A 21,500-nucleotide genomic window follows, 5' to 3' on the forward strand; every position below is an offset into this window, starting at 1 on the left:
TGAAGCTCCCGTCGTTGGGTTGGGTAAAGCGTTGGGCATCAGACCGCGTCCAGTGCCTGCTGCAGATCCGCGATCAAATCGGCCGCGTCTTCGAGTCCTACCGACAGGCGCATGAGGTCGTCGCCAACTTCATCAGGCAAATGCGCTTCCTGGCGAATTGACTTGCGCGAGCGGGTCAGGCTTGCCGGATGATAGATGAGGCTGTCTGCGTCGCCGAGGCTGACCGCCCGGGTGATTAGCTTGAGCCGGTCCATCATACGGCGCGCGCCTTCGAACCCAGTGTGGAGGCCCAGAGCCAACATGCCCGAGCCCTGCGACATCTGTCTATGCGCGATCTCATGGTCGGGATGAGAGCCGAGAAACGGATAGCTCACCCAAGCCACAGCCGGGTGCCCCTCGAGCGCCTGAGCGACCGCAAGCCCAGAGGCACTGTGACGTTCCATACGCAAGGTGAGCGTCTTCAACCCGCGCAAGATCAGGAACGTCGACATCGGCGAGAGCGCTGCCCCGGTGACATAACGCAGGCCAGTTTCGTGCAGCAGGTGCAGTGTTTTCGCATCACCGAGTATCGCGCCGCCCAGCGCATCGCCGTGGCCGTTGATGTACTTGGTCAACGAATGCATCACGATGTCCGCTCCGAGTTCCAGCGGACGCTGGAGGGCAGGCGAGGCGAAGGTGCTGTCGACCGCGACTTTCACGCCGCGCGCATGGGCGTGTTCGGCAATGGCGGCGATGTCGAGGATTCGGCTCAGCGGGTTGATCGGCGTCTCAAAGAAAACGAGCCGGGTCCTGTCAGTGATGGCGCCATCGAGATTGCTCGGATTTGAGAGATCGACCGCAACGACCTTGATGCCAAACCGCGGCAATCCCTGTTCGACCATGGCGAGCGTGTTGGAATAGATCGTCTTGTGGACAATGAGTTCGTCACCTTGCGAAAGCAGCGAAAGGATCAGCGTGCCGAAAGCCGCCATCCCCGAGGCAACGACCAGCCCAGCTTCGGCTCCTTCGAGATTGGCGAGCCGTTTTTCGAGGATCTCGGTGGTCGGGTTGTATTCGCGTGCGTAGAGTCTTCCGCCAAGCGCTGCGGCCGCCTCGTTTGCTGCCACACTTTCAAATCCGTAGGTCGAGGTAAGAAACACAGGCGGCTGAACGGAATTGGAAAAGCCGGCCGGATCGTAGCCATGATGGATGGCCCGGGTGGAGAATGCTAGATCGGCGTCGTTCGAGGCCGGCGTTGTTGGTGCATCGGTTCCAAGTTGATCTTCGGCGCCGATCATTGATTTTGAGTCCTCTTGATTTCGGGGACAATGCCGTCACACTGGTTCAGATTGCGTCCAGTTGGCGATAAAGCAAATGGTCCAGTCTTCCCGTGCCGCGTCGGCAGGTCGCTCGCCAGGGCTGGGCGCTCGCCAAATCTACGAAGCTCTTCGCGGGCAGATCCTGGCCGGGCTCTATGAACGGGGCGGTCAGCTGCCGTCGTCCCGCCTGGCAAATGAGCTCGGCGTTTCGCGAACGCCGGTTAGCGTCGCTTACGACCAGTTGGCTGCGGAACGTTTAATCCAGGTCGTTCAAGGCGCAAGGACTCGCGTACGTCTTCGCTGGTCCGCAGCAAGGCCAGCAGCGCGCTGCCAAAACGGACCGGCCCGATGCAGTTTGCGGCTACGGCGAGCGACTGCGCGCCAGTCCGCCATGGCCTGATTACCATCCCGACCGCTTGAAGGTCGATTTCCGGTATGGCGACCTCGCGCCATCTGATTTCCCGGCGCTGACCTGAAGCGCGCGATGAACGCGGCGATGTCACAACGCCCCGGAAGGCTAGGGTTGGTGGCACTACCACTCACGCTGTTCCGCTTCGAATCTGGCGTAGTGCCTTGTGTTGCCATGACGCTCATTGCTTTTCAGACCCATCTTTCACACTCTGCACCCGCATCGGTCTTGGGTCGCTTCGATATGTCGTTGGCGACGACAAGGCCCATCGCATTCACCACTCGTTGGAACCGCATCACCAGCGCCGAAACTACGGCTTCTTTTCAACTATCTACGATAGGATTTTTTGCAACGGCATACTGGCCAAAACAGAACGAGTGGCCTGAAGTTAGCTCCGAGACCAACTCGAGCCGCTCACCGTGCGCGATTGCGTTATGTTTCCATTTGATCGACGTCGCTGGCGTAGAGCTAAAGTCGGAAGTGGTGGAAAGGCGGGGAATTAAACGAACGGAGGTTTACGCTTCGAATCCGATTGTTGAGCTCGGAACCCATCAACTGCACCTGAAGGGTACGGATGATTGGCGCTGGATTTATCGGAGATGTAGGACCTGGAACTACGCAGTGTGCAATGCTCCTCGAAGCGCATTCAGGCACAGCGAGGTTTTTAAGACCTTGCCTGGGCATTGCAGACGGCCGTGGCTCTATGGGTCTCGGCCGCGGACAGGTTGTTAGAGTCCAGATAACCGGTGATGCCTAGCGCGAGCGATGAAGATCCGACGATGGCATCCGGCTGAGCGTATGCCTCCGGCGAGGCTTCCGATTAGCCACATCGTCGACTTGATCCGATCGCGATGCCGAAACCAACACCCTGAGCGGCAACTTCGCCACTCTGACCTTCGACATCCACATCACTGGCGAGCCGGTTGAAACACAAACCCGAAGGCTCCGGTGTATCGCCTCTATGGCAGGACGCCGCGCAACCGCCGGATCGAGATTGGCGGCATCTGGAAGAAGAAGAACCAGAGCGGCGGCGACTGCTGCACTCCCTCAGGCGGCTTCGCCAAATTGAACGCGAACCTCGGTATCCGGGGCAGGGCGACCGTTGCGCTAGCGCTGGCGAGGGCACGGCGAGAAAGCGTCGAGCGAAGGCAGAGAGAGATCGGAGGCACAGAAGGCGTGCAGGCCTGCAGTCACGAGTTGGCCTTTACGGGCACGCGCTCCGGGACCGAGATTGGAACGGCGCTCTGGAGCAGCTTCTCTGAGTTTGGATGCACGCCGTCGATGTACTATCGGACACACGGGGAAATAGCCTTTGCATGTTGACAGGTTTGGGGATATCGACCTCCTCGTCGATGCCGATGGCATAGCCCACCTGCTCACAGGCTTCATAGGAAACGGTCTGTTCAGGGTGTGGTAGCCAGCAGGCTTGCTCGCGCCGTCGGTGCATATAGCTCGGGCGACAGAAGAAGGCCCTGACGTTCATTCGTCGTCTGCCGCGACTTCCGCGTAAATTCGTGTCCAACAAGGAAAGAAACTATGAGGCGGCAGACCCGACCGTTCACGGTGGAGATCAGACAGAAGCGCAGTTCTCAAAAACGGGGTCGTTCCATCTGGAGCGATGTCGATCTCTCCGCAGCAATGGCCGAGACAACAAGGGAACTCCAGGAGATGGAGTTGCCAAATGGTCGCCTTATTGACTCTAGTGCCGTAGCGCTTGATGCTGAACACATGCACAAACTGGGAGCGGAGCATCTTATGGCAAATCCCTTGGAAGCTGAATCAGTAAAAACTGCCACAGAACCGGCAGCGAAAGTGGAGACGCCTGAAAAGAAGAAAGCCCCCCGGTCGCGGAAGGCGAAGGCTGAGCCTAGGCAGCCTGCTCGGAAGAATGCCGCCAAGACGGCGCCTCAGGCGGAGGAAGGACCAGCAGCGGCCGTGCGGACCGGACGGAAGATTTACTCTGAAAAGGAGCGTGCCCAGATGCTCGCCCAGATCGAGAAGTCTATTAGCGGCGGCGCCAGTCACAAGGATGCCGTAAAGCAGGCCGGCATCTCGGAACAGACCTACTATAAATGGAAGAAGGCTGCGCCGCCTGCATCGGATGGTGACAATCTGAAGGATCTCCTCGCGCTTGAAGAAGAAAACAAGCGACTGAAGAGCCTGCTCGCGGAACGCTTGCGCAAGGAGAACGCGGAACTGAAGAGGAAACTGGAGCTGTAATAACGCTGAATCGCAGACCGGAGCGGATACGTATTCGTCGTGGACGCTATCCGAGCGCTCATCATCTGCTCCAACGCCGAGGACGCCACTCCTTCGTAGAAGGCGGTATAGTGGTAAGAGGGAAGGCGTTGTGCGCCGCCGATCTCGGCCACCGCGCGGTTCAACTCGCCGGCGGCATGATTGGCCGTCGCTTTGAACGTCATATGCTCGAAAAAATGCGCGATGCCGGGTTTCCACGGCGGCTCGTCGGCGCTGCAGATTTGTACCACGCCATGCGAGTGACGATGGGCGCGCGATGATCGGGGATGACGACCACCTCCATGCCGTTGTCGAGCAGTAAATTCGTTGCCTTTATGTCATCGGTGGCAGCCAGAACCGGAGCGGTGGTCACAACCGCCACCGCGGTCGCAAAAAGTGTCCCGCACAGCCAGCCAGACCGAAGATTTATCGATGCCTTCGGTTGTGGTGACCGGGCGGTGGGCAAGGTTCGAGGCGAAGTGAGTTGTCCTCATTTTGAAGGTTCCGCGTCCTCGTCGGCCTTACTGGGAGCAGGTGGATCAGTGGACAGAGCCGGGCCGGGATGAGCCCTCAGCATGCTTCCAGGCCGGCTCGAGCGTTATCTTTGAGTCCGAGGGGGAAAGGTGAGGCGGCAATTTTTGGTGGGGGATCACGGGGCGACTCTCCTGGCTTCGTGACGCGTTTGCGATGACCGCGCACGAGCCGTGCCAAATGGCAAAACCCTTTCGGCAATGTGATTTATCGGATCTGCTCTGTTGTCTATCCGACATTGTCGGATCTGACACGGCGAATGGGAATCCCTTGCCGCTCTACAAGGTGGCTAGGTAAACTACCCGTTGGAGAGCGACGAATGTGGTGGCGTTAGCGCGCGCCGCAGCTGCTGGGTCGTCAGGGTACCCTTGCTCACATGTAGATCGCAGATCCCGCGATAGGGCTCCAAAACCAGCGATAGACGCGGTTCTGGAATTTCTGGAGCGTTGCAGGACTTGCTTGATTTTTTGGGCCATTCCGAGCGCCAGCGCGGGAGATGCTTCCGGCGACAGGCGGTCACCGCGGGCCTTGCGAGCCGCTTTGCCATTGGAGCGGGGCTTTTGCAATTTTCGCTTTTGCTCCTCCTGAAATCTCGGATATGAAGCGGACTGGCTCATGGCCTGCCCACATCGAAATGGTTACAGAGGAATACGATTATGGCGACCGGAACGGTAAAGTGGTTCAACAGCACCAAGGGATTTGGATTTATCCAGCCCGACAATGGCGGTCAGGATGTTTTCGTCCACATTTCGGCTGTCGAACGAGCGGGCCTTTCGACCCTTAATGAGGGCCAGAAGATCAACTACGAGATCGAACAGGACCGCCGTACTGGCAAGTCCTCCGCTGGCAGTCTCAGCAAAGCTGGCTGAACTCTTCTGCTTCTGCCCGGCAAGAGCCGGGCAGACGTGCCACCGACCGCCCCATAAGAGCGGGCAAGAACTTGGATCCCATCGCCGACCGGGGCAGCAGATTGGGGAAGCTGCCAATTCCTACTGAAACAAGATGTTTGCGAGTGGAGAGGGGCGGGTCCCCGGCTTCTTATGTTCTGCAGTCAATCTCTCCACATGTGATTCTGCCTGGGATGTGGGGTCTGACGCACTCTCGATCGAGTGTGGCCGGAGAATGAACGAGCAATTCAAGCGGCCTCCAGCGATTGACATCTCCGGGATCAAGAGGGCCGGGTACATTGGCCCCGAGGGTACCTGGACACATCAAGCCACGCTGGACATCTTTGGTGACCAAGTTGAACTCGTTCCGTTCAGCGACGGATTGTTCGAAGCATATGAAAAGGGCTGCGTCGACGTCGCATGCGCCCCAGCTACGACCTCTCTGGTCGGAACCACTCCTTACCTCGATCAAATCCTAAGCTCGAGGTCTCCCAGGATCATCGCCGAGTATCCGAAGGTCCTGAGCTACAGCCTGATTGCAAGCAAGGATGCGAGTTTCGCGACGATCACCAAGGTAATGGGCCATCCCGTAGCCTTGCAGGAGGTGGCCGCGTGGCTGGACGAGAACATGCCGAACGTCGAGCGAGAGAGCCGCATGGGAACGACATCTTTCGTGGCTGAGCAAAAGTCTCTATCTATAGCGGCATTTGGTCCTGCACTTGGAGCCAAGCTGTACAATCTGCAGATCTTGCGAACAGGAATCGAAGAAGGGCTACATAACGTAACCCGGTGGTGGGTGCTTGGGCGCAACACTCCTGCGCCGACAGGATTCGACCGGACGACACTTCATCTCCGCGTTTCAGAGCAAGACCTCAGTTATGTACTGAACATGTTCTCGAAGGAAGATTTAGTGGTTCTCAACATCTATCAGCGTCCAACATGCCAGCGGCTGGACACCCATCAGTATGTCATCGATGTCGCTGGACACGTTTCGACGCACCCGGCGCTGGCTGCGTTGGCGGCTATCGATGGCATTAGGATTCTGGGATCGTACCCACGTCTTTACTAGCCATGGCTAGACTGGCTATGGCTAAGCTAGTTTCGGCCCATGACGCCAACTGTTGATCCTCGGCACTGATGAAAAAGGGGGCAGCCGAATCGAAACTTGACACGATGCACTCGTGCTGCCGGCCACAGACGAGATCATCCTGATCTTCTCGCTGCCGACACAGCTTCTTGCCTACCCAACGGCGGTAGTCATGGGGCATGTCGAACAGCCGAGCAACTCGCAAATCAGTCACGGTCGAATGATTGTGACGCGTTCATAGGCGGCAACGCTGGTCCATTCGGAACGCGAAGCACTTCAGGCGGCGCAAGGCCGCCATCACTGGCGCCTGCGGTGATTCATGAGCGTGCCGTTTAGCACGATCGGTCATCCCTTGGACTCGCCTCACGTTGCTTGGATGTGCTTACGAGCCAACCCGGTCGCGAAAAGCATCGAATGCGGCAGCAACAGCGCGAATCAGGAAGCGATGCTCCTGCCGCACTCGGATGAAACCCTTTTCGATGTCCACTATCCCGTCCTCAGCCAGCATTGCCAGCCGCTCAGCTGAACCGCGAAAACGAATCGGATCAAATCGATGGGCCGCACAGATTGCCGGCACATCGGCCTCCAAATCGCACATCAGCCGCTCGATAATGGCGGCTCGCACGCGGTCTTCGTCCGTGAGACGGTAGCCCTTTGACGTTGGCAGCCGGCCAGCTGCGATGTGCCGGCTGTAGAAATCCCGTGTAACCTCGTTCTGGACGTAACCCTCGCCGACACGACCGATAGCCGATGTGCCGAAACCGATCAGGGTTTTGCAGGTGTCGGCCGAGTAACCCAGCGAGTTACGCCGCAGGCGACCGCTAGTCTGCGCCACGATAAGTTCGTCGTCCGGCAAGGCGAAATGGTCGAGGCCGACCTCTTCGTAGCCGGCGGCAACCAGCGTCTCGGCCACGGCCGCGGCCTGTTCCGCGCGGGCAACGCTGTCCGGCAGGGCTGTCTCCTCAATCAGGCGCTGAGTCTTTATGACAGACGGAATGTGCGCGTACCCGAACACCGAAAGCCGGTTGGGGCGCATCGCGACCGCCGACGTCGCGGTCTGGACGCATGACTGGACCGTCTGATGCGCGAGACCGTAGATCAGATCGAAGTTGATGCGACTTACTCCATGCCGACGCAGCTCATCGACGGCAGCGGCCGTCTGCGCCTCGCTCTGGACCCGGTTGATCGCTTTTTGAACAATGGGATCAAAGCTCTGCACTCCGAGGCTGGCGCGATTCACGTTGGCTGATCCCAACGCTTCGGCGATCTCGGCCGTGAACGTGCGCGGGTCAATCTCGACGGCGATCGTAGCGGGTTTCCTGAACGCGAAGCGGCGGCGCAGGAGTTCGATCATGGCCAAAAACTCCGCCGGCCCGATAAGGGTCGGGGTTCCACCGCCGAAATGCACGTCGTTCACGGGCAGCCCCTGCGGCACTTGCTCCAAGACCAAACGGATTTCGTCACGTACGACCGCCAGATAATTAAGGATCGGCGCATCATTGCGGGAGATGGTGGTAGGGAAGCCGCAATACCAGCAAATCGATTGGCAGAACGGAACATGGAGATAGAGCGACACCGAATCGTCAGCCGGTAGACCCCTAAGCCATCCCTCATAAGTTTCGGCGCCGACCGCGGCGGAGAACTCCGGCACAGTCGGATAGATGGTGTACCAAGGCAGGAGAGCCTCGCGATATTTTTTCAAGATAGAAGTCCGCAACAGTTTCTCTCCCAAGCTGACAACTGTCCTCCTTCTACCGCTGCGATCTCCTGTGTCTCTGCGTTATGTCAAATTCGTTCCGGTTTGGCCGCGAACCAGCGTTTGTCAACGAAAGGCGGAGGTGAAGTGTCGTCCGGTCGAATCCTGCCGGCGCAGGGGTCTTGCGCCCAAGCACCCAGTCAACCTCAACGCGTGATCCGCAGTGCCGAGGTTTCGTCGACGGAAGATGGATTGACGCAGCAAACTCAAACGGCTGACCAAGTTTGTTTCCGCCTGTCCGCCCAAAATTCGGAACTGACGCGGGCTAACTAGACTGCCGGGACCAGAGACATCAAGCCCGGTCCTTTCGAGACGTCTCTTACGGGAGAAGTCAAACTTGAGATCGACTGACGCGCTGGCAAGTCCTCGCTGGCAGCCTCAGCAGAGCTGGCTGAATTTCTCCTGCGTCCGGGCAAGAGCCGGAATGACGCGGCACCTGCCGGATGTGCTGATGACTGCTGATAAGAGCGGGCGAGAACATGGATCGACCGGAAGGCCGAGGCAGCAGGTGGCTGCAAGCGGGCGTAAATTCCTAGTGAAGTCACGTCGTCTCCAAGGAGGCGGGAGTGGGCCCCCGCCTTTTTCACGTTCTGTACAGATCACGCCTGTTGCAGCCGCCCGCTCCAGAACGGATCTAGAAAGATGGTATCAAGCTGCGACCTTCTTACGGGTCCTATTCGGCGGCGTGTTCGTCTCTGGCTGTTTCGGTCTGCGGCCGAGCCCCATCGTCTTGGCCAACGCAGAGCGCGCGGCGGCGTAATTCGGCGCGACCATGGGATAATCCGCGGGCAGCCCCCATTTTGCGCGATATTCATCCGGCGTCATACCATAGTGGGTCGACAGATGGCGCCTTACCGATTTGAATTTCTTCCCGTCCTCGAGGCAGATGATGTAGTCCGGCGTCACCGATTTCCTGATCGGGACAGCAGGCTTCAGAACCTGCGGCTCTTCTGCGGAGACACTTCCGATCCTGCCTTCGAGTGCCGCGTGCACTTGGCCGATCAGTGCAGGGAGATCGCCCACCGGGACCGGATTGTTGGAGACATAGGCTGACACGACATCAGCGGTAAGCTGGATGAGGTTGTCGATGTTTTTGTAGGCTTCTTCTGTCATGAAACTCTCCGGGCGGATTGAACCTTAGTCGGCGAAGCGTCGCTTCTAGTGGTGGTCTCCGCTGAAAGCAACAAATGTCTCGACAGGATTATTCGATACCGTCCCAATATCGAGGTCTGTAGCGCCGTATCAAGCGGTCGTGAACGCTGATCTGCGCGGTTATGGCTGTCCCGTAACTGGGTCAGTATTGTCTTTCGTTCCCGATCTCGTCCCTTTGAATTTTGCAAAAGCGAGAGCGGAAGACCCAGAAAGCTTGGTTCGATGCCATCAGCCGTGCATCGGCTGGAGTACCAAACTTCGGTCGTAGAAGCACGTTGGCGTTATCGTGGCATTGTCGCGACGGACCACGGAACCAACCAACCCCTCGGGCGAACAGACAGCGATGTTGCGCGCCCACCTCTTTGAATCCGCTGCCGGAGCGATGAACACACCGTTACGGTTTCTGCCGCTCCATGCCGTATGACGGCCCGGCCGGCAGGCCAGATTCTCTCGATCCGCTGATCTAGCGCAAGGCGTTCGCGAACCGCATGTGGAGAATGGTTGCCGTGCATACCGCAAGGACACCATTTATGAAAATGCTATTCATTGCGATGGCTGTTGCCTTTCTGGCGGCCACCGCATTTGCTGCGCAACTGATCCCAGTAGATCTCAAACAAACGGCACTGGCCACCTTCAAGCCTTTGCCATCCAGGCCGGCGGTCGCCGACAACCCGATCACACCGGAGAAGATTGCCCTCGGCAGGGCCCTGTTCTTCGATCCACGCCTGTCGTCGTCAGGAGTCTTCTCGTGCAACTCGTGCCACAACTTGGCGACCGGAGGCGACGACAATCGCGAAACGTCGATTGGGCATGGTTGGCAGAAGGGATGGCGCAACGCGCCGACGGTATTTAACGCCGTCTTTAACAAAGGACAGTTTTGGGATGGTCGCGCCGCGGACCTGAAGGCTCAGGCCAAGGGACCGATACAGGCCGGTGGCGAAATGGCCAACACACCGGATCAAGTCATCGACACCCTCAAGTCGATGCCGCAATATGTCGAGTGGTTCAATTCGGCTTTCCCGGATGAAGCCGATCGCATTTCCTTCGAAAACGTGGCCAAAGCAATCGAAGCCTTTGAGGCGACACTGGTCACGCCGGCCCCCTTCGACGCCTTTCTCAATGGCGATGACGCCGCCATCAGTTCCGAAGAGAAACAGGGCCTGGCACTTTTCATCGAAAAGGGCTGCTCGTCTTGCCATTCCGGTATCAACGTTGGAGGCGAAGGATATTACCCATTCGGCCTCGTTGAGAAGCCTAGCGCGGATGTTCTGCCGGAGTACGACAAGGGCCGATTTGCCCTCACCAATGCAGCCGACGATTCCTATGTTTTCCGCGTGGCACCGTTGCGCAACGTAGCAATCACGGCGCCGTACTTTCATTCGGGCAAGGTTTGGGATCTGAGACAGGCCGTCGCCATCATGGGGACCACCCAGCTTGGCGAAGAATTAACGCAAAACGAAGTCGATCTGCTCGTTGCCTTCCTTAATTCGCTGACCGGAAAGCTACCGGAGATAGCCTATCCCATCTTACCCACTGAAACGGCGACAACACCTCGACCTCAATCGTAGATCCAGGGAAACGATCGCGTCGGGCGCGTGAGCATTGGTTTCCTAATCGACTGGGCGAATCGCCACCAGCGCACCGTCATCGGATTGGGCCGCGGTACGTCGCCGAAGATAATGGGAGGCGCACGTGGCGGGAGCAATAACTTTGTACCCAGCCATGCTGGGTGAAGCGAGGTCGGACAGCTGCTCGCCGAAATGCTGCACCATGTCGTTTCGTTCGGAGGGCGGCTGGTTGGCATGTACTGCAGCCCACAATTGACCCAATTCTTTGCATCGTCCCACATTCAGGAGTTCTGGTAGTCGCGGCCGCCGCCCAGAAACGCAGCATTGCTGGTCAGGGACCTCGGTCGACAGGGCGCGATGGCGCCACGTGTCTCAACAGTTAGGTGTGGCCATGATTCCGAGTCCCTCAGGTAGGCTAGATGTGAGCAACCGGGAAGGTGATCCCGTCACTCAGTGGCTTTCCAGTGTGAGTCCTTAAGGCATGAGGATCTGGTCGAGTTCGCGCCATCGAGCCGCAGCGGCTGGTCACTGTGCGTTGATCACCCGTCGTGCTGCGGGATCAGTCTTGTGAGTGTTTCCCTATCCTTCATCCCGACCGCTGTGGCCGGTCAGTGCTCTTCCTACAGCGAACATCACGTTTCGCGGCCGAACTGCAGAGCTTTGGCCGAAGCCGGGCTGCGCCGCACAGTCGGAAACGTCTAGTCACATTTGCCAAGTGCGTGTTGGAAACGGTGATTCCGTGACACATTGTCGCCACCGTTTAGCCGCGAGATCGTCCCAATCATCCACGAGATAGCCGGCGTTGCCCTGAGACGGTTCGGTCCGGCACCGGCTCAAACCAGCCCCCCGCTTAAGGGTCAGTGCCGGATCGAACCACCCTGCTGCTCTTCTTGAGGAATCAGGTGCGACGCCCGAAAAGCAAATGGCGGGCATCAGAAGCAAGCTGATCCGCTCATTGATCGATACTCCAAATTGCACAGCCCGTTAAAGACCTGCACGCCACAGTGGTTAGGCGGGCGTCGGCCGTCAGGCCAGACGCACCTCGGGCCGGCATCAGGCGGGAGGAGGGTATCAGGAAGGCGACGCAAGCTCGCATCGGGCGAGCCGCTCACGCTGGCGCTCACCGCGCCGCTCGGGATACGGCCCGTCGTTCCGGTCAGCGGTTCAAGCCGGGCAAGGAGGCTGCCCGCAAATACGGAGCGGAGAATGGCTTCGAAGGGCTTCAGCTACAGCTTGCGCGCAATCCAATGTCCGGACTATCCACCCGATCACCCCAGCCAACAGGCTGTCAGGACCAGAATGGCCGGTGGATGGTGTCGACCGAATTGAGAAACTGACCCTGACGAGGCGAAGAACTGCCCCCTCTCCTTGGGAGGTGGGATTTCTGTGCGTCCTGCACCGTCGAGGGGCGATGCAGGGTAAGGGATGCTGCAAGCAGAGGAAGTGATGTCGATGGTGCGGCTGCATCGATGCGGCTGAGGCGCGAAACGGATCACAAAGGAATTCGGTTGCGCGCGCAGTACGGCTGGCCGGTACCTTCGTGAGAGCGGGTCATCGCGTATTGAGGCCGCCCGCGTGGGTCGGCCCTCGACGGGTTTCCTCCAATGGCGTCGAAAGCCTGCATATGACAGCGGCAATACGTCTGCAGGTCCTGGTCCATGACATAGCGGGCGAAGAACCAGCGCGAGTGACTAAGCACGAGCGAGAACAGCCGGACGATGGCGCATCACGCCCGGCGCGTCGGTGAACTCGGTGACGAACCGCGCGAAGTCGATCTGTGCTTGATGTCCGGCCGGAGCCTCGAACTGCAGCTCGAAGGGACGCACCTGCTCCTGCAGTCGGATCATGGCCACGAAGCGCTTCACGGCGGTGTAGGCGTCGTCATAGCCGGTCTCACGAATCTCGCGCGTCAGGCGCAGGCGCTCAGATCGGGAAAGGTTGAGTTCCGTTCGCGTAGATAGTCGACAAAGGGGGCGATCTTGTTTGGCCGCCCCGCCTGTCCCGGGCCATAGGCCGGGAGTTCGAGCCCGCGCTCGATGTATTTGCAGACCATCTTGGGTCGCGGCATGTTCGCCGGGCGATCGCCGTCACGGACAGGCCTTGAGTAGATCCAAATGATCAGAAGTTCTCCTTGGACCACTAACGCCGCTCCTATTCCGATCAAATCGGAACGGACCATCGAGGCCGGAGCGAAAGCCGCCAGTTCCGAGACGCGTCGCGGGCGGCAGCAGCGCCAACGAGGGAAGTCTTCGATGCTCACAATCAGGGAATATTCCTCACCCGATGACAGTGCGCGGTGGGCTATGGGCATTTTTGTTTCGGAGTGTGCCAGCGTGTGTGGCGGACGTCCGCGCGCGGTGCCTCAGATCGTAGAGGAAGTAGCTTCCGGCCAGGTCGGGAAGCCTGTCGCGATGACGACGGTGTGGTTCAGTACCGGAACCGGCGCCCACAGCAAAGGGGCATGCATTTCCGTCGACGCGCGCCGGGGTAGCGCGATCTGCCTTCGGCAGAGTGCTTGTCGCATTGGGTAGCGAGGTAAGCGCCGAAATCGCGATCGGCCAATGCGGCAAGACTTGCCTCCCTGTAGTGACCGGCATCGGCTGAGGTTGCTTTGGCTTCCCGCCGAGATGTCCTTCATACCATCGAGAAAACGGGACGAGTTTGCCTGGAAGGGCGGCGACCCTTTGCCGAAAATGAAAACCGCCTGGATAGCGAAGGCTGTCGAAGCCCAACTGCAGCAGGAACGGCTTGGTGGTGGCATGGCACGGCAATGCATTAGCGCGGGGTTGTGCAAATTGCCGACCAGGTCGCGACTGATTTCCTTGCCAAGGGAGGAGGACAGCCGCGGGTGTCGGCTGGAAAGGCGATGGTCGTCATCGAAACGCTCGAGCATACAGGTCTGCTCTCAAAGGAGAAGCTGCTGCGAGCGACATCATGCCGGCGTTTTCCAACGGCGGGTAGGAGCAGGCGAAAGAGGCGGCATCGGCGTGCCATTCGTGCCATCAGGCTGCGAAACATGCATCGTCTTTGAGGCCAACTTCATCATATTTCTTTGGCTTAGATGGGCTCGCGGCGTGACCCAGAGAGCTGGGAGAAGCCCCCGAGACTACAAGTGTAACACCATATTGGTTCAGCAGATCAAGCTTCGGTGGTAACCTCATGGGGTAGAGAAACGCCTTTGGAGGCCGAGCAATGGATCGCGATAACAAACGGGCACGCGCAGCTGCAAGTTCATCCCAAGGCGGGGGGAGACTCAGTGGCCTCCTGGATCTTCCAGAGGGGCCATTGAGCGATGTTGCAGAACGGCTGGTAACCGCTAACCCGCGCGATACAGCGCGAAATCTTGGGGGCTTCAAAGACCTCGGGACGCAAGCGCGGACAGCCGTTCGGGGCACTCAACCCGGGCCAGAAACTGACCTCGCGAAATTTGAAAGGCGGGCCAATCAGCTCGGACAATCAGCCATGGAGCTGGCCCGGAAATTGACAGACGGATTGGGGTACCAGCCGGATAACGTCGCATTGGAGCAAGTCAGAGCGGTCAGTAGTATAGCCAATTACCTAACGCCACAGATGCAAGATGCTGTTGTTAATCGCATTGGCAACATGGAGCCACCGGAGCAAGCTCTCGGAGCTCTTTACGCTTCACAAAACTTCGGTAAGTTTAATGACGCAAATAAATCCCGCATTTTTGAGCAGGCCATTGAATTGGCGGCTGATCCTCATAATCACCACATGGTCAAGGAGAACGCACAAAATGCCATTATCGCCGTGTATCATGAATTAGACGCAAATCAACAGGCCCAAGCTCACGCAGTTCCCGGCATGCAAGATATCTTGCCGCACATGCCTCCGCCGCGGTATGCAGCAGCGGAACGGAATGCGAATCTGGACGGCCATATAGCAGGTCTTGAGGCTGCAGTCCGTGCGACAAGCGCGCAAATCTCCTATGAACAGCTGCAGCGGGGTGGTCTAGTCGGTCAGGCCATTAACCACGACTTCAGTCACGCTCGAGACGACCTGATGGCTGCCTCGAGAAGCAGAGATCGCTCCGGCCGTTGAGGTCTCGGCCATGGTACAGTGACGCTTTCTCCCCGAATTCCGTTCACGGCCTTGCCATCTCCAATTCGCTGGCCGTTGATGTACCTGCCTGGTGTAACTTTCAAGACCACGCCTGCCGGGTGGTGCGATGCAACCATTGCACCACCCGCTGCGGCATCGATCTGTCGGGCGGCGACATCGCGCGACGTCGGTTCGGTGTTTGAAGCCGCAGCATTAGCTACGGCTAATCCGGCAATGGAACAATGCCTTCAACAAAAACGACGCCCCCCAACATAGCCGTTAGCATCGCCTGCTCACTCGCCTTGGGCTTCTGTGCGGCAAGTCTGTACGCAACGTTCCTTCACGGGGGTGGCGGCGAGGCTTTGATTACGTTTGACGTCCGTGCCTTTTGGTTTGAGACGCCCTTCTATCTGGGTTTCGCAACCCCCGTCTTCTATCGGGGCGCGGCTATCGTGCTCTCGACATCCGCGGTCGTCTTGCTGATTCAGCAGATCGTATTGCGCCGTAAGCTCGAACACCACGGGACGGCTCGTTGGGCTCGAGTGGATGAAATGCGACGCACCGGATATCTGCGACGATACCGTGGCGTGACAGGCCCGGTATTTGGGAAGACGAGTGGCCCTTTCTGGCCTGGCTACTACCTGACCAATGGCGAGCAGCCTCACAGCCTCATCGTTGCACCGACCCGTGCTGGTAAGGGCGTCGGCATAGTCATCCCAACGCTACTTACATTCAAAGGCTCGGTGATAGCTCTCGACGTCAAGGGGGAGCTCTTTGAGCTTACCTCGAGGGCGCGGCAGACCGCCGGCGCCGAGGTGTTCAAATTTGCGCCGCTGGATTCGGAGCGGCGCACGAATTGCTATAATCCGCTGTTGGACCTTATTGCGCTGTCTCCACAGCAGCAATTCACCGAGGCCCGCCGCTTGGCAGCAAACCTGATTACGGCGAAGGGGGAGGGCGCGGAAGGTTTCGTCAACGGCGCGCGAGATCTCTTTGTCGCGGGTATCCTCGCCTGCATCGAGCGGGGCACGCCAACAATCGGCGCCGTCTACGATCTCTTCGCCCAGCCGGGGGAGAAGTTTAAGCTCTTCGCGCGACTCGCCATGGAGACCCGGAACAAAGAGGCACAACGCATCTTCGACGACATGGCCGGGAACGATACAAAAATCCTAACCTCCTACACGTCCGTCCTTGGCGATGGCGGGCTCAATTTGTGGGCGGATCCCGCTGTAAAGGCGGCGACAAGTCGCTCAGATTTTTCGGTCTATGATCTTCGCCGTCGCAAAACGTGCATCTATCTTTGCGTTGGTCCGAACGATCTTGAGGTGGTCGCGCCTTTGGTACGCCTGTTCTTTCAGCAAGTCGTTTCAATTCTACAGCGGTCGCTGCCTCGCCGGGATGAAAAATACGAAGTTCTGTTTCTGCTCGATGAATTCAAGCACTTGGGTAAGCTGGAGGCGATCGAGACCGCAATTACGACCATCGCGGGCTACAAGGGTCGCTTCATGCTCATCATCCAAAGCCTCTCGGCACTGACGGGGGCCTATGGCGAGGCTGGCAAGCAGAATTTTCTCAGCAATACCGGCCTGCAAGTGTTCATGGCCACTGCCGATGACGAGACTCCGAACTACATTTCCAAAGCTATCGGTGAATACACGTTTCAAGCCCAATCGATTTCCTACAGCCAGGCGCGCACGTTCGATTGGAACATTCAGAATTCACATCAAGGTGCACCGCTGTTGCGTCCCGAACAGGTGCGGCTGCTCAATGACGAGTACGAGATCGTTCTCATCAAAGGTCTGCCACCATTGCAATTGAGGAAGGTGCGATATTATTCGGATCGCATTCTGAAACGCATCTTTGAAAGCCAGACAGGCGCCCTTCCGGAGCCGGCACCCTTGACGATAGCAGACGAGAGGCTCTCGGCAGAATCTCAACTCGATGAGCCGCTGCGTGGATTAGCGCAGGACTTTGACGATACAGTTTGATGTGAGGCTAATGTGGACCCGCGAAATAGTAATCCATCCCGAGTAACAGTTTCGTCGCAGGTGCAGGATGCCGCCTTGGAAGAGGGGCAAGCGGGCCAGGCCCGGCAAGCGAGCTTTGAGCAGCACCTTGCCGAGGCCCGGAGGCTGTTCGATCAAGCTGACGAGTCGCCAACCAATCCAGAAGAGGTTCTGCGACTAGAACAATTGAGCGAAGGGCTTGAGCGACGGCAGGATGATCAAGCCGCCTCGTCTCTTTTCAGCGACCCAGGGATGCCCGCTGGGGGTGACCTCAACAGCATCGTGGCGGACACTTTCGCAGCGGCCGGCTCTGGGCACGCCGGAGTTGAGGCCGCCGCCCCGCCAGCGTTAGCTGCCAGCCAACAGCAGATCCGGCCCTGGCCGGATGCGCTTGACCAGGGCAACCACCTGCCACCCGGGTGGGTCATCATCAACAATGAACATTCCACAGTGCTATTGAGGCCAGCGGAGAGGCAGAGGGCCCTGAATACGCCGCAAGCCGCCGCCATTCAGCAGCCGCTGATTGAAATCGGCAATTCAGGCGGCCGCGTGCCGATGCAGCCCCCCATGCAGCGGTTGGGTGAATTGCCATTGGAAGGGGTACCCGTTCAAGGGACAGGGTCCGAACACATCGGAAGGCTGCATGCGGAGGCCGCGCCCTCCGCAAGGGCTGAGCCCCCCGCAAGGGCTGAGCCCCCCGCTGCCATCGAGAACTCCATAAACGTCTCATTCGCCGTCCCCAAAGGCTTCTCCCATGGGACTCAAGTCCCAGACGCGATGCTCTCTTTCTTGGACCGCCATGGCTCCTTGCCGGATGCGGGCCAGGCCCGGCAAGTGGGCTTTGAGCAGCACGTGGCCGAGCCGCGCCGAGCCGATCCTGTCGCGAATGGCGCCCGCGCTACCGGCTATCCCCATCTCTCCGGCGAACACCGGGACGTTATTGATAAGGCGATCACTCACGTTGCGGCTCAGCAAAAATATAGCGAGAGCACGGTCCGAAAATACACGTATGCACTTCGCCGATTGGCGAATGATCTCGGCGCTCGTGGCCAAGCGACTGACCTAAAAAATCACCAATCCCTGGTCGATCACGTCGATGCTTTCTTTCCGAAAAACGATGATATGAAGAGGGCGTTGAACGTCCTGCGTGCGTATCATGAGCCGGGCTATTCAGCGACTGCTGGCGCCCCTGCTACCCGCTATCCCCATCTGTCCGACGAACACCGAGACGTTATTGATAAGGCGATCGGCCACGCTGCGGCTCAGCAACACCATAGCGCGGAGACGCTTCGAATATACTCGTCTGCGCTTCGCCGATTGGCGAATGATCTCGGCGCTCGCGGCCAAGCGACTGATCTAAAAAATCACCAATCCCTGGTCGATCACGTCGATGCTTTCTTTCCGAAAAACAATGATATTAAGGATATAAAGCCGGCGTTGAACGTCCTGCGTGCGTATCATGAGCCGGGCTATTCAGCGACTGGCCGGTGGCCAGTGACGGTGCCCTCAAAGGCAGACGCGTATGTCTTGGAACAAGTGACCAATGACAGCAGGTTGGCCTCAACCACCCGTGCTGTCTATGGTCGTAGTCTTCGCAGATTTTCTGAGGAGCTTGAGAGTCGGGGCCAGACGATCTCTGGGCTGGATCACGATTCGCGGATCAAATTCGCCGAGACGTTGTTTCCAGGCCACCCCTATCTCCGCTTGGCGCTGCAACGGGTTCGCGATATGGAGTCCGCGTCAGACAGAAGCGTGACGGACGCTTTCGCAGCGGCCGGCTCTGGGCACGCCGGAGTTGAGGCCGCCGCCCCGCCAGCGTTAGCTGCCAGCCAACACCGGCCCTGGCCGGATGCGCTTGACCAGGGCAACCACCTGCCACCCGTTCCATTCGCCGTCCCCAAAGACTTCTCCCATGGGACTCAACACGTCCCAGACGCGATGCTCTCTTCCTTGGACCACCATGGCCTCTTGCCGGATGCGGGCCAGGCGCGGCAAGTGAGCTTTGAGCAGCACGTGGGCGAGCCGCGCCGAGCCGATCCGGCTCCCGTCGCGAGTGGCGCCCGTGCTACCCGCTATCGCCATCTGTCCGACGAACACCGGGACGTTATTGATAAGGCGATCGCCCACGCTGCGGCTCAGCAAAAATATAGCGAGAGCACGCTCGAAATATACTCGTCTGCGCTTCGCCGATTGGCGAATGATCTCGGCGCTCGTGGCCAAGCGACTGATCTAAAAAATCACCAATCCCTGGTCGATCACCTCGATAGTTTCTTTCCGAAAGACGGTAATATAAAGACGGCGTTGAACGTCCTGCGTGCGTATCATGAGCCGGGCTATTCAGCGACTGTCCCGTCGCGAGTGCCGGTGCCCTCAAAGGCAGACGCGCATATCTTAGAACAAGTGACCAGTGACAGCAGCTTGGCCTTAGGCAGCCGTGCTGAATATGGTCGTAATCTTCGCAAATTTTCTGAGGTGCTTGAGAGTCAGGGCCAGACGATCTCTGGGCTGGATCACGATTCGCGGATCGAAATCGCCGAGACGTTGCTTCCAGGCAACCGCAATCTCCTCTTCGCGTTGCGACGGGTTCGCGATGCGGAGCCCGTGTCAGACGGGGTTCCCGAGGCGGTCCGGCGGCTGTTCGATGATCGAGCTGACGAGTCGCCAACCAATCCAGAGGAGCTTCTGCGACTGGAACAGGGGTTGAGCGAACTGCTTCAGCGAGGGCAGGATGACCAAGCCGCCTCGTCTTTTTTCAGCGAGCCAGGGATGCCCGCTGGACCGGGTGACCTCAACAGCATCACGGCGGACGCTTTCGCAGCGGCCGGCTCTGGGCACGCCGGAGTTGAGGCCGCCGCCCCGCCAGCGTTAGCTGCCAGCCAACAGCAGATCCGGCCCTGGCCGGATGCGCTTGACCGGGGCAACCTCCTGCCACCCGAGTGGGTGATCATCAACGATGAACATTACACAGCGCTGTTGGGGCCAGCGGAGAGGCAGAGGGCCCTGAATACGCCGCAAGCCGCCGCCATTCAGCAGCCGCTGAGCGAAATCGGCAATTCAGGCGGCCGCGTGCCGATGCAGCCCCCCATGCAGCAGTTGGGTGAATTGCCATTGGAAGGGGTACCTGTTCAAGGGACATGGTCCGAACACATCGGAAGGCTGCATGCGGAGGCCGCGCCGTCCGCATGGTCTGAGAAGCACCTCGCTGCGATCGAGAACTCCATAAACGTCTCATTTGCGGTCCCCAAAGGCTTCTCCCATGGGACTCACCGCGTCCCAGACGCGATGCTCCCTTTCGTGGACCGCCACGACCCCTTGCCGAATGCGGGCCAGGCCCGGCAAGCGGGCTTTGAGCCGCACGTGGCCGAGCCGCGCCGAGCCGATCCTGTCGCGAGTGGCGCCCGTGCTACCGGCTATCCCCATCTTTCCGACGAACACCGGGACCTTATTGATAAGGCGATCGCCCACGTTGCGGCTCAGCAAAAATATAGCGAGAGCACGGTCCTAAAATACAGGTATGCACTTCGCCGATTGGCAAATGATCTCGGCGCTCGTGGCCAAGCGACTGACCTAAAAAATCACCAATCCCTGGTCGATCACGTCGATGCTTTTCTTCCGAATAAGGAGGAAATAAAGAGGGCGTTGAACGCCCTCCGTGCCTATCATGAGCCGGGCTATTCAGCGACTTCTGCTACCCGCTATCCCCATCTGTCGGACGAACACCGGGACGTGATTGATAAGGCGATCGCCCACGCTGCGGCTCAGCAACACCATAGCACGCCGACGCTCGGAATATACTCGTCTGCGCTTCGCCGATTGGCGAATGATCTCGGCGCTCGTGGCCAAGCGACTGATCTAAAAAATCACCAATCCCTGGTCGATCACGTCGATACTTTCTTTCCGCAAAACAAGGACATAAAGCCGGCGTTGAACGTCCTGCGTGCGTATCATGAGCCGGGCTATTCAGCGACTGGCCGGTGGCCAGTGACGGCGCCCTCAAAGGCAGACGCGCATGTCTTGGAACAAGTGACCAGTGACAGCAGCTTGGCCTTAACCACCCGTCTTATCTATGGTCGTAATCTTCGCAATTTTTCTAAGGTGCTTGAGAGTCAGGGCCAGACGATCTCTGGGCTGGATCATGATTCGCGGATCAAACTCGCCGAGGGGTTGTTTCCAGGCAATCGTTATCTCCGCTTGGCGTTGGGACGGGTTCGCGATGCGAAGCCCGCGTCAGACAGGATCGTGGCGGACGCTTTGGCAGCGGCCGGCTCTGGGCACGCCGGAGTTGAGGCCGCCCCGCCAGCGTTAGCTGCTAGCCAACAGCAGATCCGGCCCTCGCCGGATGCGCTTGACCAGGGCAACCTCCCGCCACCCGAGCGGTTCATCGTCAACAATGAACATTCGACGGCGCCGTTGCGGCCAGCGGAGAGGCAGTGGGCCCCGCAAGCCGCCGCCATTCAGCAGCCGCCGAGCGAAATCGGCAATTCAGGCGGCCGCGTGCCGATGCAGCCC

The 21,500-nt window shown here is 58.9% G+C and carries 10 protein-coding genes and 5 pseudogenes; 9 read left to right on the plus strand and 6 right to left on the minus strand.

Annotated elements, in window-relative coordinates:
• Positions 1-38: 38 nt before the first annotated feature.
• Positions 39-1,277, minus strand: a complete 1,239-nt coding sequence (locus AC0L2P_RS29105) for a trans-sulfuration enzyme family protein (protein ID WP_473506298.1) — start codon at positions 1,275-1,277, stop codon at positions 39-41.
• Between the two features lie 76 nt (positions 1,278-1,353).
• Between AC0L2P_RS29105 and AC0L2P_RS29110 the strand changes: the two genes are divergently transcribed.
• Both AC0L2P_RS29110 and AC0L2P_RS29115 read left to right on the plus strand, forming a co-directional pair.
• The gene (locus AC0L2P_RS29110) at positions 1,354-1,698 is read left to right on the plus strand and encodes a winged helix-turn-helix domain-containing protein (protein ID WP_473506300.1); all 345 of its coding nucleotides are present in this window, start codon (positions 1,354-1,356) and stop codon (positions 1,696-1,698) included.
• Between the two features lie 1,545 nt (positions 1,699-3,243).
• On the plus strand, positions 3,244-3,927 hold the full coding sequence (locus AC0L2P_RS29115) for a transposase (protein ID WP_473506302.1): 684 nt from the start codon (positions 3,244-3,246) through the stop codon (positions 3,925-3,927).
• 56 nt (positions 3,928-3,983) lie between these two features.
• Here the strand turns inward: AC0L2P_RS29115 and AC0L2P_RS29120 are convergent.
• A pseudogene (locus tag AC0L2P_RS29120) lies at positions 3,984-4,375 on the minus strand (M16 family metallopeptidase); the annotation flags it as partial.
• Positions 4,376-5,132: 757 nt separating this feature from the next.
• Between AC0L2P_RS29120 and AC0L2P_RS29125 the strand changes: the two are divergent.
• The 3 genes and pseudogenes from AC0L2P_RS29125 to AC0L2P_RS29135 all read left to right on the plus strand — a co-directional run.
• Complete coding sequence (locus AC0L2P_RS29125) at positions 5,133-5,345, plus strand: cold-shock protein (RefSeq protein ID WP_095777381.1); 213 nt, start codon at positions 5,133-5,135, stop codon at positions 5,343-5,345.
• Positions 5,346-5,598: 253 nt separating this feature from the next.
• Positions 5,599-6,432, plus strand: coding sequence for a prephenate dehydratase (locus tag AC0L2P_RS29130; protein WP_473506304.1), 834 nt, complete (start codon positions 5,599-5,601; stop codon positions 6,430-6,432).
• Between the two features lie 71 nt (positions 6,433-6,503).
• Positions 6,504-6,674: pseudogene (locus AC0L2P_RS29135) on the plus strand (SIS domain-containing protein); the annotation flags it as partial.
• A gap of 158 nt (positions 6,675-6,832) precedes the next feature.
• Here the strand turns inward: AC0L2P_RS29135 and hemN are convergent.
• Together hemN and AC0L2P_RS29145 are read right to left on the minus strand one after the other, a co-directional pair.
• Entirely contained in the window at positions 6,833-8,167 is a 1,335-nt protein-coding gene (hemN, locus tag AC0L2P_RS29140; RefSeq protein ID WP_473506320.1) for an oxygen-independent coproporphyrinogen III oxidase, read from the minus strand.
• 687 nt (positions 8,168-8,854) lie between these two features.
• On the minus strand, positions 8,855-9,319 hold the full coding sequence (locus AC0L2P_RS29145; protein WP_473506306.1) for a Ros/MucR family transcriptional regulator: 465 nt from the start codon (positions 9,317-9,319) through the stop codon (positions 8,855-8,857).
• Between the two features lie 569 nt (positions 9,320-9,888).
• Here AC0L2P_RS29145 and AC0L2P_RS29150 point away from each other — a divergent pair.
• Positions 9,889-10,926, plus strand: coding sequence for a cytochrome-c peroxidase (locus AC0L2P_RS29150; RefSeq protein ID WP_473506308.1), 1,038 nt, complete (start codon positions 9,889-9,891; stop codon positions 10,924-10,926).
• Here the strand turns inward: AC0L2P_RS29150 and AC0L2P_RS29155 are convergent.
• Both AC0L2P_RS29155 and AC0L2P_RS29160 read right to left on the minus strand, forming a co-directional pair.
• Positions 10,923-11,142, minus strand: a pseudogene (locus AC0L2P_RS29155) (5-methyltetrahydropteroyltriglutamate--homocysteine S-methyltransferase); the annotation flags it as partial. The gene AC0L2P_RS29150 and the pseudogene AC0L2P_RS29155 sit on opposite strands and share 4 nt — an antisense overlap.
• Positions 11,143-12,517: 1,375 nt before the next feature.
• Positions 12,518-13,023 (minus strand): annotated as a pseudogene (locus AC0L2P_RS29160) (IS21 family transposase); the annotation flags it as partial.
• A 1,365-nt stretch (positions 13,024-14,388) separates the two neighbouring features.
• Here AC0L2P_RS29160 and AC0L2P_RS29165 point away from each other — a divergent pair.
• The 3 genes and pseudogenes from AC0L2P_RS29165 to AC0L2P_RS29175 all read left to right on the plus strand — a co-directional run.
• Positions 14,389-14,985 carry a hypothetical protein gene (locus AC0L2P_RS29165; protein ID WP_473506310.1) on the plus strand — a complete coding sequence of 199 codons (597 nt, stop codon included), beginning with the start codon at positions 14,389-14,391 and terminating at the stop codon, positions 14,983-14,985.
• A 242-nt stretch (positions 14,986-15,227) separates the two neighbouring features.
• Entirely contained in the window at positions 15,228-16,973 is a 1,746-nt protein-coding gene (gene virD4, locus AC0L2P_RS29170) for a type IV secretion system ATPase VirD4 (protein ID WP_473506312.1), read from the plus strand.
• A 270-nt stretch (positions 16,974-17,243) separates the two neighbouring features.
• A pseudogene (locus AC0L2P_RS29175) lies at positions 17,244-21,500 on the plus strand (hypothetical protein); the annotation flags it as partial.

The organism is Mesorhizobium sp. WSM4836, from assembly GCF_055811815.1.

Bases quoted from the DNA above. Each gene is read 5' to 3' on its own strand.
- AC0L2P_RS29105 (WP_473506298.1), bottom strand. From the start codon at position 1,277: ATGATCGGCGCCGAAGATCAACTTGGAACCGATGCACCAACAACGCCG.
- AC0L2P_RS29110 (WP_473506300.1), top strand. From the start codon at position 1,354: ATGGTCCAGTCTTCCCGTGCCGCGTCGGCAGGTCGCTCGCCAGGGCTG.
- AC0L2P_RS29115 (WP_473506302.1), top strand. From the start codon at position 3,244: ATGAGGCGGCAGACCCGACCGTTCACGGTGGAGATCAGACAGAAGCGC.
- AC0L2P_RS29125 (WP_095777381.1), top strand. From the start codon at position 5,133: ATGGCGACCGGAACGGTAAAGTGGTTCAACAGCACCAAGGGATTTGGA.
- AC0L2P_RS29130 (WP_473506304.1), top strand. From the start codon at position 5,599: ATGAACGAGCAATTCAAGCGGCCTCCAGCGATTGACATCTCCGGGATC.
- AC0L2P_RS29145 (WP_473506306.1), bottom strand. From the start codon at position 9,319: ATGACAGAAGAAGCCTACAAAAACATCGACAACCTCATCCAGCTTACC.
- AC0L2P_RS29150 (WP_473506308.1), top strand. From the start codon at position 9,889: ATGAAAATGCTATTCATTGCGATGGCTGTTGCCTTTCTGGCGGCCACC.
- AC0L2P_RS29165 (WP_473506310.1), top strand. From the start codon at position 14,389: ATGGAGCTGGCCCGGAAATTGACAGACGGATTGGGGTACCAGCCGGAT.
- virD4 (WP_473506312.1), top strand. From the start codon at position 15,228: ATGCCTTCAACAAAAACGACGCCCCCCAACATAGCCGTTAGCATCGCC.